Origin of the sequence: Sneathiella limimaris, from assembly GCF_012932565.1 — a bacterium.
Classification (GTDB): domain Bacteria; phylum Pseudomonadota; class Alphaproteobacteria; order Sneathiellales; family Sneathiellaceae; genus Sneathiella; species Sneathiella limimaris.
The window spans coordinates 2,562,816-2,577,293 of record NZ_JABBYJ010000001.1; the positions used below are offsets into that span (position 1 = coordinate 2,562,816).

General features: G+C 47.1%; 13 protein-coding genes and 3 tRNA genes. All 16 read right to left on the reverse strand.

From position 1 onward, the window contains the following. Nucleotides 1-25: 25 nt before the first annotated feature. The 16 genes from nuoF to HH301_RS12470 all read right to left on the reverse strand — a co-directional run bounded on the left by nuoF (nt 26) and on the right by HH301_RS12470 (nt 14,475). Complete coding sequence (gene nuoF, locus HH301_RS12395; RefSeq protein WP_169569212.1) at nt 26-1,306, reverse strand: NADH-quinone oxidoreductase subunit NuoF; 1,281 nt, start codon at nt 1,304-1,306, stop codon at nt 26-28. Next, the gene (nuoE, locus tag HH301_RS12400) at nt 1,306-1,908 is read right to left on the reverse strand and encodes an NADH-quinone oxidoreductase subunit NuoE (protein ID WP_169569213.1); all 603 of its coding nucleotides are present in this window, start codon (nt 1,906-1,908) and stop codon (nt 1,306-1,308) included. Before nuoE ends, nuoF begins: the two co-directional genes overlap by 1 nt. Beyond that, nucleotides 1,905-3,083, reverse strand: a complete 1,179-nt coding sequence (locus HH301_RS12405; RefSeq protein ID WP_169569214.1) for an NADH-quinone oxidoreductase subunit D — start codon at nt 3,081-3,083, stop codon at nt 1,905-1,907. The genes nuoE and HH301_RS12405 overlap by 4 nt, the downstream gene beginning before the upstream one ends. Next, a complete protein-coding gene (locus tag HH301_RS12410) occupies nt 3,083-3,691 on the reverse strand; it encodes an NADH-quinone oxidoreductase subunit C (RefSeq protein ID WP_169569215.1) in 609 nt (202 codons plus the stop codon). Before HH301_RS12410 ends, HH301_RS12405 begins: the two co-directional genes overlap by 1 nt. 21 nt (nt 3,692-3,712) lie before the next feature. Further along, nucleotides 3,713-4,261: a NuoB/complex I 20 kDa subunit family protein gene (locus tag HH301_RS12415; RefSeq protein WP_206378290.1), complete on the reverse strand. Its 549-nt coding sequence runs from the start codon at nt 4,259-4,261 to the stop codon at nt 3,713-3,715. Further along, nucleotides 4,252-4,617 (reverse strand): NADH-quinone oxidoreductase subunit A, encoded by a 366-nt coding sequence (locus HH301_RS12420; protein ID WP_169569217.1) that lies wholly within the window; start codon nt 4,615-4,617, stop codon nt 4,252-4,254. Before HH301_RS12420 ends, HH301_RS12415 begins: the two co-directional genes overlap by 10 nt. A gap of 211 nt (nt 4,618-4,828) precedes the next feature. Then, nucleotides 4,829-4,905: transfer RNA gene (locus HH301_RS12425), tRNA-Asp, on the reverse strand. Between the two features lie 538 nt (nt 4,906-5,443). After that, nucleotides 5,444-5,520 (reverse strand) — tRNA-Val (locus HH301_RS12430). A 116-nt stretch (nt 5,521-5,636) separates the two neighbouring features. Continuing rightward, entirely contained in the window at nt 5,637-5,912 is a 276-nt protein-coding gene (locus HH301_RS12435) for an HU family DNA-binding protein (protein WP_169569218.1), read from the reverse strand. 156 nt (nt 5,913-6,068) lie between these two features. Further along, nucleotides 6,069-8,480 carry an endopeptidase La gene (gene lon, locus HH301_RS12440; protein ID WP_169569219.1) on the reverse strand — a complete coding sequence of 804 codons (2,412 nt, stop codon included), beginning with the start codon at nt 8,478-8,480 and terminating at the stop codon, nt 6,069-6,071. A 98-nt stretch (nt 8,481-8,578) separates the two neighbouring features. After that, on the reverse strand, nt 8,579-9,841 hold the full coding sequence (gene clpX / locus HH301_RS12445; protein WP_169569220.1) for an ATP-dependent Clp protease ATP-binding subunit ClpX: 1,263 nt from the start codon (nt 9,839-9,841) through the stop codon (nt 8,579-8,581). Nucleotides 9,842-10,046: 205 nt separating this feature from the next. Next, nucleotides 10,047-10,688 (reverse strand): ATP-dependent Clp endopeptidase proteolytic subunit ClpP, encoded by a 642-nt coding sequence (clpP, locus tag HH301_RS12450; RefSeq protein WP_169569221.1) that lies wholly within the window; start codon nt 10,686-10,688, stop codon nt 10,047-10,049. A gap of 101 nt (nt 10,689-10,789) precedes the next feature. After that, on the reverse strand, nt 10,790-12,262 hold the full coding sequence (tig, locus tag HH301_RS12455) for a trigger factor (RefSeq protein ID WP_169569222.1): 1,473 nt from the start codon (nt 12,260-12,262) through the stop codon (nt 10,790-10,792). A 75-nt stretch (nt 12,263-12,337) separates the two neighbouring features. Continuing rightward, nucleotides 12,338-12,421: transfer RNA gene (locus HH301_RS12460), tRNA-Leu, on the reverse strand. 239 nt (nt 12,422-12,660) lie between these two features. Next, entirely contained in the window at nt 12,661-12,894 is a 234-nt protein-coding gene (locus tag HH301_RS12465; RefSeq protein WP_169569223.1) for a hypothetical protein, read from the reverse strand. 111 nt (nt 12,895-13,005) lie between these two features. After that, the gene (locus HH301_RS12470) at nt 13,006-14,475 is read right to left on the reverse strand and encodes an NAD(P)H-hydrate dehydratase (protein ID WP_169569224.1); all 1,470 of its coding nucleotides are present in this window, start codon (nt 14,473-14,475) and stop codon (nt 13,006-13,008) included. Nucleotides 14,476-14,478: the final 3 nt, after the last annotated feature.

The window sequence follows — 14,478 nt, forward strand, 5'->3', positions numbered from 1 at the left end:
CTTCGCTCCTTAAGTAGCGTGCCAATCAGGCCGCTTTCACGGCTTTTCTATTCTTGATCCGATCTTCAATCACAGGACGGAAGTGTCGGACCAAACCTTGAATTGGCCATGCAGCCGCGTCACCTAGGGCGCAGATTGTATGACCTTCGATACGCTTGGAGACATTGATCAGCATGTCAATTTCTTCCAATTCCGCATCACCTGATACCAAACGCTGCATAACGCGCCACATCCAGCCGGTTCCTTCTCGGCATGGTGTGCACTGACCACAGCTTTCATGTTTATAGAAGTGAGACAGGCGCTCAATAGCTGCAATAACGTCAGTGGATTTGTCCATGACAATAACTGCCGCAGTTCCAAGTCCACTTTGAACCTCTTTCAAGCTGTCAAAATCCATAAGAACGGTGTCGCAAATGGATTTGGGAAGCAATGGAACTGAAGATCCACCAGGAATGATTGCAAGAAGGTTGTCCCAACCACCCCGCACGCCACCGGCATGTTTCTCAATCAGCTCCTTAAGAGGAATACCCATTTCCTCTTCCACATTACAGGGGTTATTTACATGCCCTGAAATACAGAAGAGTTTTGTTCCTGTGTTATTTGGACGGCCAAGCCCTGCAAACCAATCAGCACCCCGACGAAGAATTTCAGGACCGACGGCGATACTTTCCACGTTATTAACGGTGGATGGGCAACCCCAGGCTCCAACATTCGCTGGGAATGGAGGCTTCAGCCGTGGTTGACCTTTATTTCCTTCCAGGCTTTCAATCAAAGCAGTTTCTTCACCGCAAATGTAAGCCCCTGCTCCGCGGTGAACATAGATATCGAAGTCATATCCGCTGCCGCAGGCATTCTTACCGATCAGGCCATCTGCATAAGCTTCCTGAATGGCCTCATTCAAGTGAATAGCCTCATTCACGAATTCACCGCGGATATAGATGTAAGCCGCAACTGCTCGCATGGCGAAGCCAGCAATCAAACATCCTTCCAACAACCGATGCGGATCAAAACGCATGATTTCCCGGTCCTTACAAGTTCCGGGTTCTGACTCGTCCGCATTCACAATTAGGTAGTTTGGACGACCATCTGACTCTTTTGGCATGAAGGACCATTTCAGGCCAGTTGGGAAGCCAGCACCGCCACGTCCGCGAAGCCCACTGCCCTTAATCTGCTCGACAATCTCATCCTGGCCCATTTCCATGAGCTTTTTGGTATTGTCCCAGACACCCCGTTTTTTGGCACCAGCAAGACGCCAGTCATGCTGTCCATAAAGGTTGGTAAAGATACGGTCTTTATCCTGAAGCATCAGGCGTCACCTCCCTTTTCAAGCAACGTGGTCTGTCCGCCTTCTGGAGCGGAGTTCAGACGATCAATCTGTGGCCCATGCGCAGGAACATCATCCCTGGCAAGCTTATCCAGCAACGCTTCAAAGTTGTCAGCATTCAGATCTTCATAAAAATCGTCATTCACCTGAACAACAGGCGCATTAACGCAAGCCCCTAGGCATTCAACTTCCAGCAATGTGAACTTGCCATCTTCGGAAGTCTCACCGTTATGAATACCAAGCTTGTTTTCACAGACCTTTACAAGGTCGTCACAGCCCCGAAGCCAGCATGGTGTGGTTCTGCAAAGCTGCAGAAAATATTTTCCAACCGGTTTCAGGTTATACATCGTGTAGAAGGTTGCGACTTCCAGCACCCGCATGTACGGAACGTCCAGGAATTTACCAACATACTCCAAAGCTTCTTTGGACAGCCAGTTTTCGTTCTGACGCTGAGCAAGATCCAAAAGAGGCATGACAGCACTTTGCTGGCGACCCTCAGGATACTTCGCGACGAAGACCTTCGCTTTTTCAATATTTTCAGGCGTAAACTCGAACGCTTTGCCTGTTGCGATAACCTGGCTCATCGGTCAACCTCACCGAACACGATATCCAAACTTCCCAAAATTGCTGACGCATCAGCAAGCATGTGACCTCTCGTTAAGAAGTCCATCCCTTGCAGATGCACATACCCTGGCGCCCGAATTTTGCACCGGTAAGGTTTGCTGCTTCCGTCGGAAACAAGATAGACGCCAAACTCTCCTTTTGGAGCTTCAATGGCGACATAAGTTTCCCCTTCTGGGATGCGGACACCTTCTGTGTAATGTTTAAAGTGATTAATCAGAGCTTCCATGGATGTTTTCATGTCAGCCCGGCGTGGTGGAGCTACTTTTGGATCCTCAGACAGAACCGGACCTTCCGGCATTTTGTCGAGGCATTGCTCCATAATATGCAAGGATTGGCGCATTTCTTCCATGCGCATCAAATAACGATCGTAACAGTCACCGTTTAAGCCAACTGGAATATCAAAATCCAGTTCCCCATAAACGTCATAAGGCTGTGACTTTCTGAGATCCCAGGCCAAACCGGTCGAGCGAAGCATCACGCCAGAGAAGCCCCAAGCCATAGCTTCTTCCTGATTAACGACCCCGATATCAACGTTCCGCTGCTTGAAAATTCGGTTTTCAGTCAACAAGGTTGAAATATCGTCGAGAACTTTTGGAAATTCTTTGATGAATTTACGAATGTCATCAGCAAGACCCGCAGGCAGGTCCTGATGCACACCGCCAACACGATAGTAAGCGGCATGCATACGCGCACCGCAAACCCGCTCATAAAATTCCATCAAGGTTTCACGCTCAACAAAGCCCCAAAGCATTGGAGTTGTCGCACCAACATCCATGGCCTGCGCGCAAACGTTCATCAAATGGTTCATCAGGCGAGAAATTTCCGCATAGAGAACCCGAATGAACTGCGCGCGGCGCGGAACTTCACAATTCAACAACCGTTCTGCGGCAAGAACAAAAGCATGCTCCTGAGCCATTGGCGCAGAATAATCCAGACGATCAAAATAGGGCATCGCCTGCATGTAAGTTTTATTCTCGATGAGCTTTTCTGTACCCCGATGCAGAAGGCCAATATGCGGATCAACCCGCTCAACCAACTCACCATCCAACTCCAGTACCATCCGAAGCACGCCATGCGCAGCAGGATGCTGAGGTCCAAAGTTCAGGGTATAGTTCTTAATTTCGACTTCAGCCATCAGCCCTGCTCCGTCGCTTTTTCGTCACCAGGCAGAACATAATCTGTTCCTTCCCAAGGGCTCTGGAAATCAAATTTCCGGAACTCCTGAACAAGCTTCACTGGCTCGTAAACTACACGTTTTTCATCTTCGCTATAACGAACCTCAACGTAACCCGTCAATGGGAAGTCTTTACGAAGCGGATGCCCATCAAACCCGTAATCGGTAAGAAGTCTGCGTAGATCGGGATGACCACTAAACATGATGCCGTACATATCCCAGGCTTCCCGCTCAAACCAGTTTGCTGTCGGGAAAACCCCAACAACACTTGGAACAGGTGTTCGCGCGTCCGTTTGAACCTTAACTGTCACCCGTTGATTCAATTTCAGGCTAAGGAGATTGTAAACAACATCAAACCGCTGCGCCCGTTCAGGATAATCGACACCACAAACATCACAGAGGATCTGAAATTTACAGGAGGAATCATCCCGCAAGAAAGTCAGGATCTTGATGATGGCATCAGCTCGCGCTTCCACAAAGAGTTCACCGTGTGCAACGGAGGTTCTAATCACTTCAGCGGACAGCTCACCCTCAATATGGGCTCCCAGTTCTTTTAAAGCGTTTTCCATGTATCTTCCGATCGCCGTTCTTTATCTGACAAAAGTTCCGGTTCGACGAATCTTCTTCTGCAATTGGAAGATACCGTAAACCAAAGCCTCTGCAGTTGGTGGGCAGCCAGGAACATAGATATCAACCGGAACAATCCGATCGCATCCCCGAACTACTGAGTAAGAATAGTGGTAATAACCGCCACCGTTCGCGCAAGATCCCATTGAGATCACATAGCGTGGCTCGGCCATTTGGTCATAAACCTTGCGAAGGGCTGGGGCCATCTTATTGGTCAGCGTACCCGCAACAATCATCACATCGGACTGACGAGGGCTACCCCGGGGAACAACACCAAGGCGTTCCATATCGTAGCGAGGCTGCCAGGCGTGCATCATTTCAACAGCACAGCATGCCAAGCCAAATGTCATCGGCCAGATGGAGCCTGTCCGCGCCCAGTTCACAAGTTTGTCTACTTGTGTAACGACAAATCCTTTGTCATCTAATTCACTGGAAATCCCACGAAAAAACTCGTCCTGTTCTGTCCCGATAGCTCCAGACGCTGGAGTTTGTTGAGTGGATGTTACTCCCATTCGAGAGCTCCCTTCTTCCATTCGTAAATAAATCCGATCGTCAGAATGCCTAAGAAGACAATCATAGACCAGAAACCGAATAATCCGATATCACCCAGTGACACAGCCCATGGGAACAGGAAGGCCACCTCTAGGTCAAAGATAATGAATAGAATCGCAACCAGGTAAAACCGCACATCGAATTGAGTACGCGCATCACCGAACGGCTCAAAGCCACATTCATATGGAGAGAGTTTTTCCGCGTCCGGATGTTGGCGTGCAACAATCAAAGATGCCGCAACAATGACCAAGGACAGGCCAATCGCGATACCCAGAAAAATCAGGATCGGTAGATATTCAAGTAGTAATGCTTCCATTCTCGACAACACCGCGCGGGATCGTTTGGGATGATCCTTGATGCGGCACTCCCTCTAGCTCTGTTAGTGCGCATTATAGTGTGGGTTATAAGGAAAAAAAGGCATTTAGCAACAAAATTTCGCCATTTTCTTTTACGTGCGCTTGAGATGACACATAGCTTTCCCTGCCACAAATCGGACATTATAAACAGCGGAAAATTTTTGGGGAAAATGGCGGGAGTGACGGGACTCGAACCCGCGGCCTCCGGCGTGACAGGCCGGCGCTCTAACCAACTGAGCTACACCCCCGCTGTGAGGCCGTGTTTTATTGGAGGAGGCCCCCGCTGTCAAGCAACATAAATGTAAAAATGAAAGATTTTTTTCAATACTATTTTAGAAGCACAAAAACGGCAGTTTTATGCCGCTTTAAACAAGCAGATCTGACCGACTAAATCCTAGAGCTAAGGAAATTTTCAAAAAAGATTTGGTAGGAAACAATAATTCGAAAAGACAAATCGCAAATCGCTTTGAATCATGATGCCAAACCAATTCAAAAATAATCCTGATTGGAGTGCTAATTCTGAATCAAAAGCGCCAATCATATTTTCTATATTAATTATATATCAGATAGTTACATCGAATCATTACTAGAAAGAATCAAGTAGCGTCAAAGATGCTTAACAAATATTTCGCATTACAGAAATCTGACTGAGTTAGTTTAAAGCGTAAAATTCGCACGCAGTCGAAAAACAAAAAACCGTTCCATAAGAACACATAATCAGCCAGCGTTTGCGCTGTAATCCCAAAAAGCAAAAGGCCCGCTGATTGCGGGCCTTTTGTGCTTGAATGGTGGGTGATGAGAGATTCGAACTCCCGACCCCTTCGGTGTAAACGAAGTGCTCTAACCAGCTGAGCTAATCACCCATCGTGCGTTGCGAGGCAGTGTATAACAGGCCATTTGACCAAAGGGAAGATAAAAAAAGAGGCCAGACCAATTTTTTTTGATCTGACCTCTTCTATAAGAAGTAAACAGGTAAAAATTACTTGTTTACAGCGTCTTTCAGGCCTTTGCCTGCTTTGAACTTAGGCTGTTTTGACGCAGGAATCTGAATAGTTTCACCAGTCCGAGGATTCCGTCCTTCTGAGGCTTTCCGTTCAGCTACGCTAAAGGTACCGAAGCCAACCAGGCGAACATCATCACCTTTAGTCAGAGCAGAAGAAACTGCATCAAGCACTGCATCCACACTTTTTGCGGCTTCTGTTTTGCCAAGACCGGTTGAATCAGCCACTGCGGCAACGAGATCGTTTTTATTCACTATAAGCCCCCTTCAAGTTCTTAATGTAAATCATGTTGTTCAATTCATTTTCCAACAAAAGACCGGTGAATACTAGAAGCGACGCTTTCAATGGTCAAAGGGAAATTTCAATTTATCCCCAGTTTTCTGCGCATTCACAACAGTTTAGTGAAAATTTTAGTGAGTCGTAACGCCATCCGTAGATTTTTGGGCGGATGCTGCACTTGCTAACTCCTGAGCGATGCGTTCTTCACTCCAGTCAAGCGGCTCTAGCGGCTTGGTAAGAGCTATTTTTAACACCTCTTCAACGTCAGAAACTGGAATAATCTTGAGTCCCTCTTTCACATTATCGGGAATCTCTTCCAAGTCCTTTTCGTTGTCTTTCGGAATCAGGACAGTTCGAATACCACCTCGCAAGGCGGCAAGAAGCTTTTCTTTCAATCCACCAATTGGAAGTACTCGTCCACGGAGAGTTACTTCGCCTGTCATGGCGACATCTTTATGGACAGGTATATTTGTCAACACGGAGATGATCGACGTTACCATTGCAATCCCGGCAGAAGGCCCATCTTTTGGCGTGGCGCCCTCAGGTACGTGAACGTGAATATCATGGCGGTCAAAATCAGTTGGTTTGACGCCCATATCCAAGCAACGAGCCTGTACAAAACTTTTTGCAGCCTGCACAGATTCCTGCATCACATCCCCAAGTTTACCTGTGATTTGCATCCGGCCTTTACCGTAAAGCTTCACAGCTTCGATAGTGAGGAGCTCACCACCAACTTCAGTCCAGGCAAGACCTGTAACCAAGCCGATCTGGTCTTCCTCTTCGATCATGCCATAGCGGAATTTCCGAACACCGGCAAAGTCTTTAAGGTTCTCAGGTGTGACGTGGATACTTTCGATACCATCGGTCGTGATTTTCTTTACAGCCTTCCGAGCAAGTTTCGCGATTTCACGCTCTAAGCTTCGAACACCAGCTTCCCGGCAATAATACCGGATAAGATCCCGAATGGCGTCATCTGTTACTGACCATTCTTTCTCTTTCAAGCCGTGGTTCTTCATCTGTTTTTTCAACAAATGACGTTTGGCGATTTCGACTTTTTCATCTTCTGTGTAACCAGAGAGCTGAATAATCTCCATACGATCCCGAAGTGGTCCGGGCATATTCAGAGAGTTAGCTGTACAGATAAACATCACTTCGGAGAGGTCATATTCGACCTCCAGATAATGATCGGCGAAATGGGTATTCTGCTCCGGATCGAGAACTTCCAATAATGCAGAAGATGGATCACCACGGAAATCATTGCCAAGCTTGTCAATCTCATCAAACAAGAACAATGGATTGATTGATTTCGCCTTTTTCATGGACTGGATGACTTTACCTGGCATTGACCCGATATAAGTTCTCCGGTGACCACGGATTTCAGCTTCGTCGCGCACACCACCAAGGGCTACACGGACGAAATTCCGTCCAGTTGCTTTAGCAACAGATTGACCAAGCGAAGTCTTACCAACGCCAGGAGGTCCAACCAAGCAAAGGATGGAGCCCTGATTTTTCCTGACCCGTTGTTGAACAGCAAGATATTCCAAAATGCGTTCTTTGACTTTTTCCAAGCCGTAATGATCATCATTCAGGATTTTTTCAGCCAGTTTCAGATCTTTCTTAACGCGGGTCCGCTTACCCCAAGGGATCGTCAGCAACCAATCCAGATAATTCCGAACAACAGTTGCTTCTGCAGACATTGGGCTCATGCTACGCAGCTTTTTCATTTCCTGCTGGCACTTTTCGCGAGCTTCTTTGGTCAGCTTTGTATCTGCGATCTTTTCTTCAAGTTCGCTTAACTCATCGCGACCATCTTCGCCCTCACCCAGTTCTTTCTGAATGGCTTTCATCTGCTCATTCAAATAATATTCCCGTTGGGTTTTCTCCATCTGGCGTTTGACACGGTTGCGAATTTTCTTCTCAACCTGCAGAACTCCAATTTCTTCTTCCATCAGGCTGTAAATTCGCTCTAAACGCTCAGCAACATTCTCAATTTCAAGAAGTTCCTGCTTTTCAGCGATCTTAAGTGCCATATGAGAGGCCATAGTATCAGCCAGCTTTGATGGTTCATCAATCTGGTTAAGGGATACCAAAACTTCAGGCGGGACTTTCCGGTTCAGTTTCACATATTGCTCGAACTGTGTAATGACAGAACGCGCCAACGCTTCAAGTTCCGCACTATCATCATGATCTTCTGCAATGATTTCAGCATGCGCCTGGAAAAAATCTTCATTTGGAATGAATGAAGTTATGCGGGCCCGCTCGACACCTTCAACAAGCACTTTGACAGTTCCGTCCGGCAACTTCAAAAGTTGCAAAACCGAGGCAACTGTCCCGACATTATGGATGTCGTCCTCACCAGGATCGTCTTTGCTCGCATCTTTCTGCGCAACGAGAAGAATTTGTTTGTCATCGTTCATAACATCTTCGAGGGCACGAACAGATTTATCGCGACCCACAAAGAGGGGAACAATCATATGAGGGAAAACAACAATGTCCCTCAAAGGCAAAACGGGAAAATCTTGTGATTGAGAAATTTCGTTCATGTTAGGGCCTTCAGGGTCAGACGGGCGAACAGATTTGAGTTGGCCTCTGACCGGATAGAAAATGCCGAAGGAGGGCTTCCCTCCTCCGGAAATAATGACTAAGCGCTGCTGCCTGCTTCTTTGCGATCAGCATAGATGTAGAGGGGTTGACCTTCGCCAGCAACAACATCTGCGTTCACGACGATCTCTTCAACACCTTCTACAGTTGGTAAGTCATACATAGGTTCAAGAAGAATACCTTCAAGTATTGATCTTAGGCCACGGGCACCAGTTTTTCGTTCAATCGCTTTTTTCGCGATAGCAATCAGGGCATCATCTGTGAAAGTTAGTTTAACTTCTTCCATGTCAAACAAGCGCTGATACTGCTTAACAAGTGCGTTTTTAGGACTTGTAAGAATTTCGACAAGAGCATCCTCATCCAAGTCTTCCAATGTCGCGATAACGGGGAGACGGCCAACAAATTCCGGGATCATTCCGAATTTAGTCAAATCGTCAGGCTCTACATTCTTCAGAAGCTCGCCTGTTTTCCGATCGTCTTCGCTTTTTACATCCGCACCGAAACCAATAGATGTGTCCTGTCCACGTGAGCTGATAATCTTATCGAGGCCCGCAAAAGCACCACCGCAGATAAACAAAATATTTGTCGTATCGACTTGCAAGAACTCCTGCTGAGGATGTTTCCGACCGCCCTGTGGAGGCACGGACGCAACAGTTCCTTCCATGATTTTCAGCAATGCTTGCTGGACACCTTCACCAGACACATCTCGTGTAATCGACGGATTATCTGATTTGCGGCTGATCTTATCGACCTCATCGATATAGACGATACCACGTTGAGCCCGTTCGACATTGTAGTCAGCTGCCTGCAAAAGTTTGAGAATGATGTTTTCCACATCCTCACCCACATAACCGGCTTCTGTCAGTGTCGTTGCATCAGCCATTGTGAACGGAACATCAAGGATCCGAGCTAACGTCTGAGCAAGTAGCGTTTTACCGCAACCCGTTGGACCAACAAGCAAAATATTTGATTTCGCAAGTTCAACATCGTCAGATTTTGAACTGTGGTGTAATCGCTTGTAATGGTTGTGAACAGCTACGGACAATACCTTCTTGGCGTGTTTCTGGCCAATTACGTAATCATCCAACACGCTGTTAATTTCGCTTGGAGAGGGAACACCGTCGCTTGACTTCACAAGCGTACTTTTATGCTCTTCGCGAATAATATCCATGCAGAGTTCAACACATTCATCACAGATGAACACTGTGGGACCGGCAATCAGCTTTCTGACTTCATGCTGGCTCTTGCCACAGAAGGAACAATACAAAGTATTCTTCGAATCTCCGCCACTTAATTTGGTCATAGACACTCCAATTAATCGTTGGACATTACATATTAGCTATCGACTTCGCCATCCACAACAAGAATGTTAAAATCTTATGCGAATTGCTGCAATGCCCGCAAGAAGGCCGATCAACTTTATATAGCTGACCGTCCTCAATTTTCCGTTAACAGCTCTATGAGACAAGACTGACAACGCAACCTAAAGGTGAAGGCAGATTTAAGTCTTATTCGCTATCAGCAGGCTTTTCAACAGGACCTACCCGTTTTTCAACAACTTCATCAATCAGCCCAAATTCTTTTGCTTCTTCGGCTGTCATGAAATTATCCCGCTCCATAGACCGTTCGATCACATCGAGAGGTTGTCCTGTATGCTGGACATATAGATCATTGAGTCGCGCCCGAATTTTCAGAATTTCCCGAGCTTGAATTTCAATGTCTGTCGCTTGTCCCTGAGCACCACCAGAAGGCTGATGGATCATCACCCGCGCATTTGGAAGCGCAAATCGTTGCCCTTTAGAACCTGCGGTCAACAAGAAAGAGCCCATAGAGGCTGCTTGTCCGATACACACCGTTGAAATTTCTGGCTTGATGTATTGCATGGTATCATACATGGCAAGACCAGATGTCACCACACCGCCAGGTGAGTTGATGTACATATTGATCGGCTTGTTTGGGTTTTCGGCTTCCAGGAACAGGAGCTGAGCTGTAATTAGGCTAGCCATTCCATCATGGACCTGCCCTGTTACGAATATAATTCTCTCTTTCAACAAACGTGAGTAAATGTCATATGAACGCTCCCCCCGGGCAGTCTGCTCGACAACCATCGGGATCAGGGTATTCATATACGTATCAATCACATCAGCCATTGCTCATTTTCCTCAAAAAAAATAGGTGGTCATTTCAATGTGCACATTGGCGCTGAAATTTCCACCTATTAAACAAAAAAATTTGTTTAGATCTGAAACTTTTATTTTTCAGTCTTTTTCGCTGCTGTTTTCTTAGGAGCTGCTTTCTTTTTAGCTGCAGGCTTTTTCTCACCCTCGTCCTTATCAGCGGCTGCTTTCTTAGGAGCGGCCTTCTTCTTAGGCGCTGCTTTTTTCTTCGCTTTTGGCTTTTCCTGCTCGTCTGGATCAGCTGTCAGTTCTTCGAAAGAAACCTTCTTCTCGCTAACTGTTGCCAGTTCAGCAATAAAGTCGACAACCTTGTCTTCGAAGATTGGCGCTCTCAGCGAGTTCTGCATTTCCGGGTTCTGCTGGAACATCTGGAAGACCTGCTGCTCCTGACCTGGGTAGTTGCGAGCCTGAGCCATCATCGCCTGCTGCACTTCTTCATTGCTCACATCGATATTATTGATGCGTCCAACTTCAGCCAGCAACAAACCGAGGCGAACACGACGCTCAGCAATTGTCTGATATTCAGCTTTCAGTTCTTCTTCAGACTGATCCTGATCCTCAAGCTTTTCACCTGACCGCTCTAGCTCCTGCTGGAACTGTTCCCAGATGCTGTTGAATTCTGCTTCAGCCATTCCAGGAGGTACATCGAAATCATGCATATCTGCAAGCGCATCCAGCATGCTCCGCTTTAGTGTCTGGCGAGAGAGCTGATCGTAATCTTCCTGGATCCGGCTGCGAATGTTGTCTTTCAGTGTAGCAAGATCTTCAAGGCCCAGCTTTTTCGCAAACTCATCGTCAATCTCGACGTCTGCAGCTTCCTGCACTTCATGGACCGTCACATCAAACACAGCATCTTTGCCAGCGAGATGTTCTGCGCCATAGTTTTCAGGGAAAGTCACTTTAACTGCAACCTCGTCACCGCCCTTGGCGCCAACGAGTTGCTCTTCAAAGCCTGGGATAAACTGGTTTGAGCCCAGCTCCAGCTGATGACCTTCGGCAGAGCCGCCTTCAAAAGCCTCACCATCGACTTTACCGACAAAGTCGATAAGAACCGCATCACCTTCTTTGGCTTTACGGTTACGGGCAACTTTCTTGAAGTTCTTCTGGGAGCCCGCAATTTGCGTCAAAGCTTCATCAACTTTGGCATCCTCAACTTCAGCAACCTGTTTCTCAAGCTTCAACTTTGAAAAATCACCTGGCTCAAAGTCTGGCATCACTTCTAATTCAATTGTGAATTCCAGATCCTGGCCATCATCAAATCTTGTGATTTCAATTTTTGGCTGCTGAGCTGGACGAAGATCATTTTCTTCCAATACAGACTGGCTAGCTTCGTTTACAGTTCCTTCCAGAACTTCACCCAGCACGCTTTTACCAAAACGCTGGCGCAAAATGGACATTGGAACTTTACCAGGACGGAAACCGGGAAGACGGACCTGACCACCTACTTCAACCAGTTTGTCTGTGATTTTGCCTTCAATTTCTGCCGCTTCAACTACGACTGTGAAATCCCGTTTCAGCCCTTCAGAGCTAGTTTGAGTAACCTGCATGAACGATTGCCCGTCAGTTTCTTAAGTCAGTTTGCAAATACGACCGGCCAATCAAGGCCAGCCGTTTCGAATTCTTGGTGCGGGTAGAGGGAGTCGAACCCCCACACACAAGGTACTGGTACCTAAAACCAGCGCGTCTACCAATTCCGCCATACCCGCACGTGATGTCATCATTTTCATGATGTCCAAAAGGCGCAGTTTTACCGCACCCTGTCCTTGGAGCGGCGTTCTATAGCACAACAATTCCGGCTGTGCATAGGGGAATTCGACCAAAACTGAGAAGAAATCTCAAAATATTTTAAGTCGTTTGCCTGTAACCGTTGAAAAACCGCAGTTTTAAACAAAAAAAGCGATCCACTGGGATCGCCATTTTTTGTCTCTAATTTGTATAAACTCGATCAGTTCACTTGAAAATCTCGGGCGAACGTATCCAGAGAAAGGACCCTTGTACCCGCTGGCTCCTTGTAACAACTGCCGATCAAAGTCCGCTCGTAATGCACGTGGGAAATACCTTGTTCATCCTCAGACACATAAAGTACACGCGCTTCTTCGCGAGCATTTACTCTCATGGTCCGAAGAAAAACTGCGCCTTGAGAAATTTTCTCTTTTATATCCGATTTTTTGAACAGCATTTTCAATCCAACTCTTCAAATACTTTGACTATGTTGTTCATTCTTATACGAAAAAAGTAAACAAACCCTTTACAGTAGAATTACCGGTTAATGAAATCAAACGTCAAAATTTTAGAAGATTTCAGCGTATATCTGTGGAATTTGTTTCTCTATGTCTTCAGCAATTAAACCAGGTCCAAACGCATATGCCGCTTCTCCATGAATCCAGGCTGCTGCTGAGACTGCTAAGAACGTGTCCATACCTGTTGCTATCAGACCTGTGATGATCCCGGCTAAGGCATCACCCGATCCGGCGGTGGCCAGCCAAGGCGGCGCATGAGTGTTGATCACGGCCTCCCCATCCGGAGCGGCGATCACAGTGCTTGCTCCTTTCAACAGGACGATAGCGCCACTCTTTGCTGCCGCTAAGCGGCATCTCTCCAGTGCGGTCCCCTCAACTTGAAAAAGACGCGCAAACTCAGCCTCATGCGGTGTTAAAACAACAGCCCCACTCTTCTTCTGTTGGATAAGATCAAATAGAGTTTCATGATCCCCTTTAAAAACAGTGAGTGCATCGGCATCCAGAATAACTGAAGCTGAACTGGAAAGAGCCGCCTCCACCTTTTTGCGCGTTTGCTCAGTAACGCCATTACCGGGTCCAATTAGAACTGCTGAGATCCGCCGATCTGTCAAAAATTGAAAGAAAGCCTCACTGTCTTCTACTGACTTCACCATTACGGCTTCCAGTGCGGCAGCGTAGGTTGTCAGTGCGGATGGAGGACTCAGTAAAGTAACAGCCCCTGCCCCGGCTCTTAATGCTATTCTCGCGGAAATACGAGCCGCACCGGTACTTGAGATGCCTCCCCCCATCACAGCAGCATGTCCACGAGTATATTTATGCCCTGTTGGTCTCGCTTGAGGAAAATCTTCTCCCCAGATATCCGGACTATTTAACACCGTTCGACAATTCAACTGGTCTATCACGGATAAAGGGATACCAATATCAACCACCTCAAGCCGTCCACAATAACCTCGGCCTGGATAAAGATAATGGCCTGTCTTGGGTCGGGCGAAAGTAACTGTCAAAGAGGCAGGGGGTGTCCCCTCTGAGCTTTCGCCAGTATTTCCATCAACCCCGGATGGGATATCAACGGCAATAAAATCCAAGGTCTTCTGAAGTTTGCCGAAAAGATCCGTTAGTTCACTCGGCAATGTTCCCCGAAACCCAGCACCAAAGACCGCATCTACGACGATTCCCTCCGCTGGTATTTTAAGTTCTGATATGGGAACGAGATCCAGTGGACATCTATCGCGCATTGTCGCCGCATCACCCTTGAGTTTTGCAGGATCCCCAAAAACGCCAACTGTTACAGGCCAACCCACTTCCAATAGATGCCGCGCAATGACATAACCATCGCCCCCATTATTACCTGGGCCACAAAGAACAAGCGCCGGGCAAATATCCCAATTTTCTGTAATATGAGCCGCGACCTGGGCTCCGGCATTCTCCATCAGCTGCTCTCCTGGAATGCCAGCTTCTATCGTCAGTTGATCAGCTTTATACATTTCAGGGATTGAGAGAATTTCAGGTCCTTGCCACATACT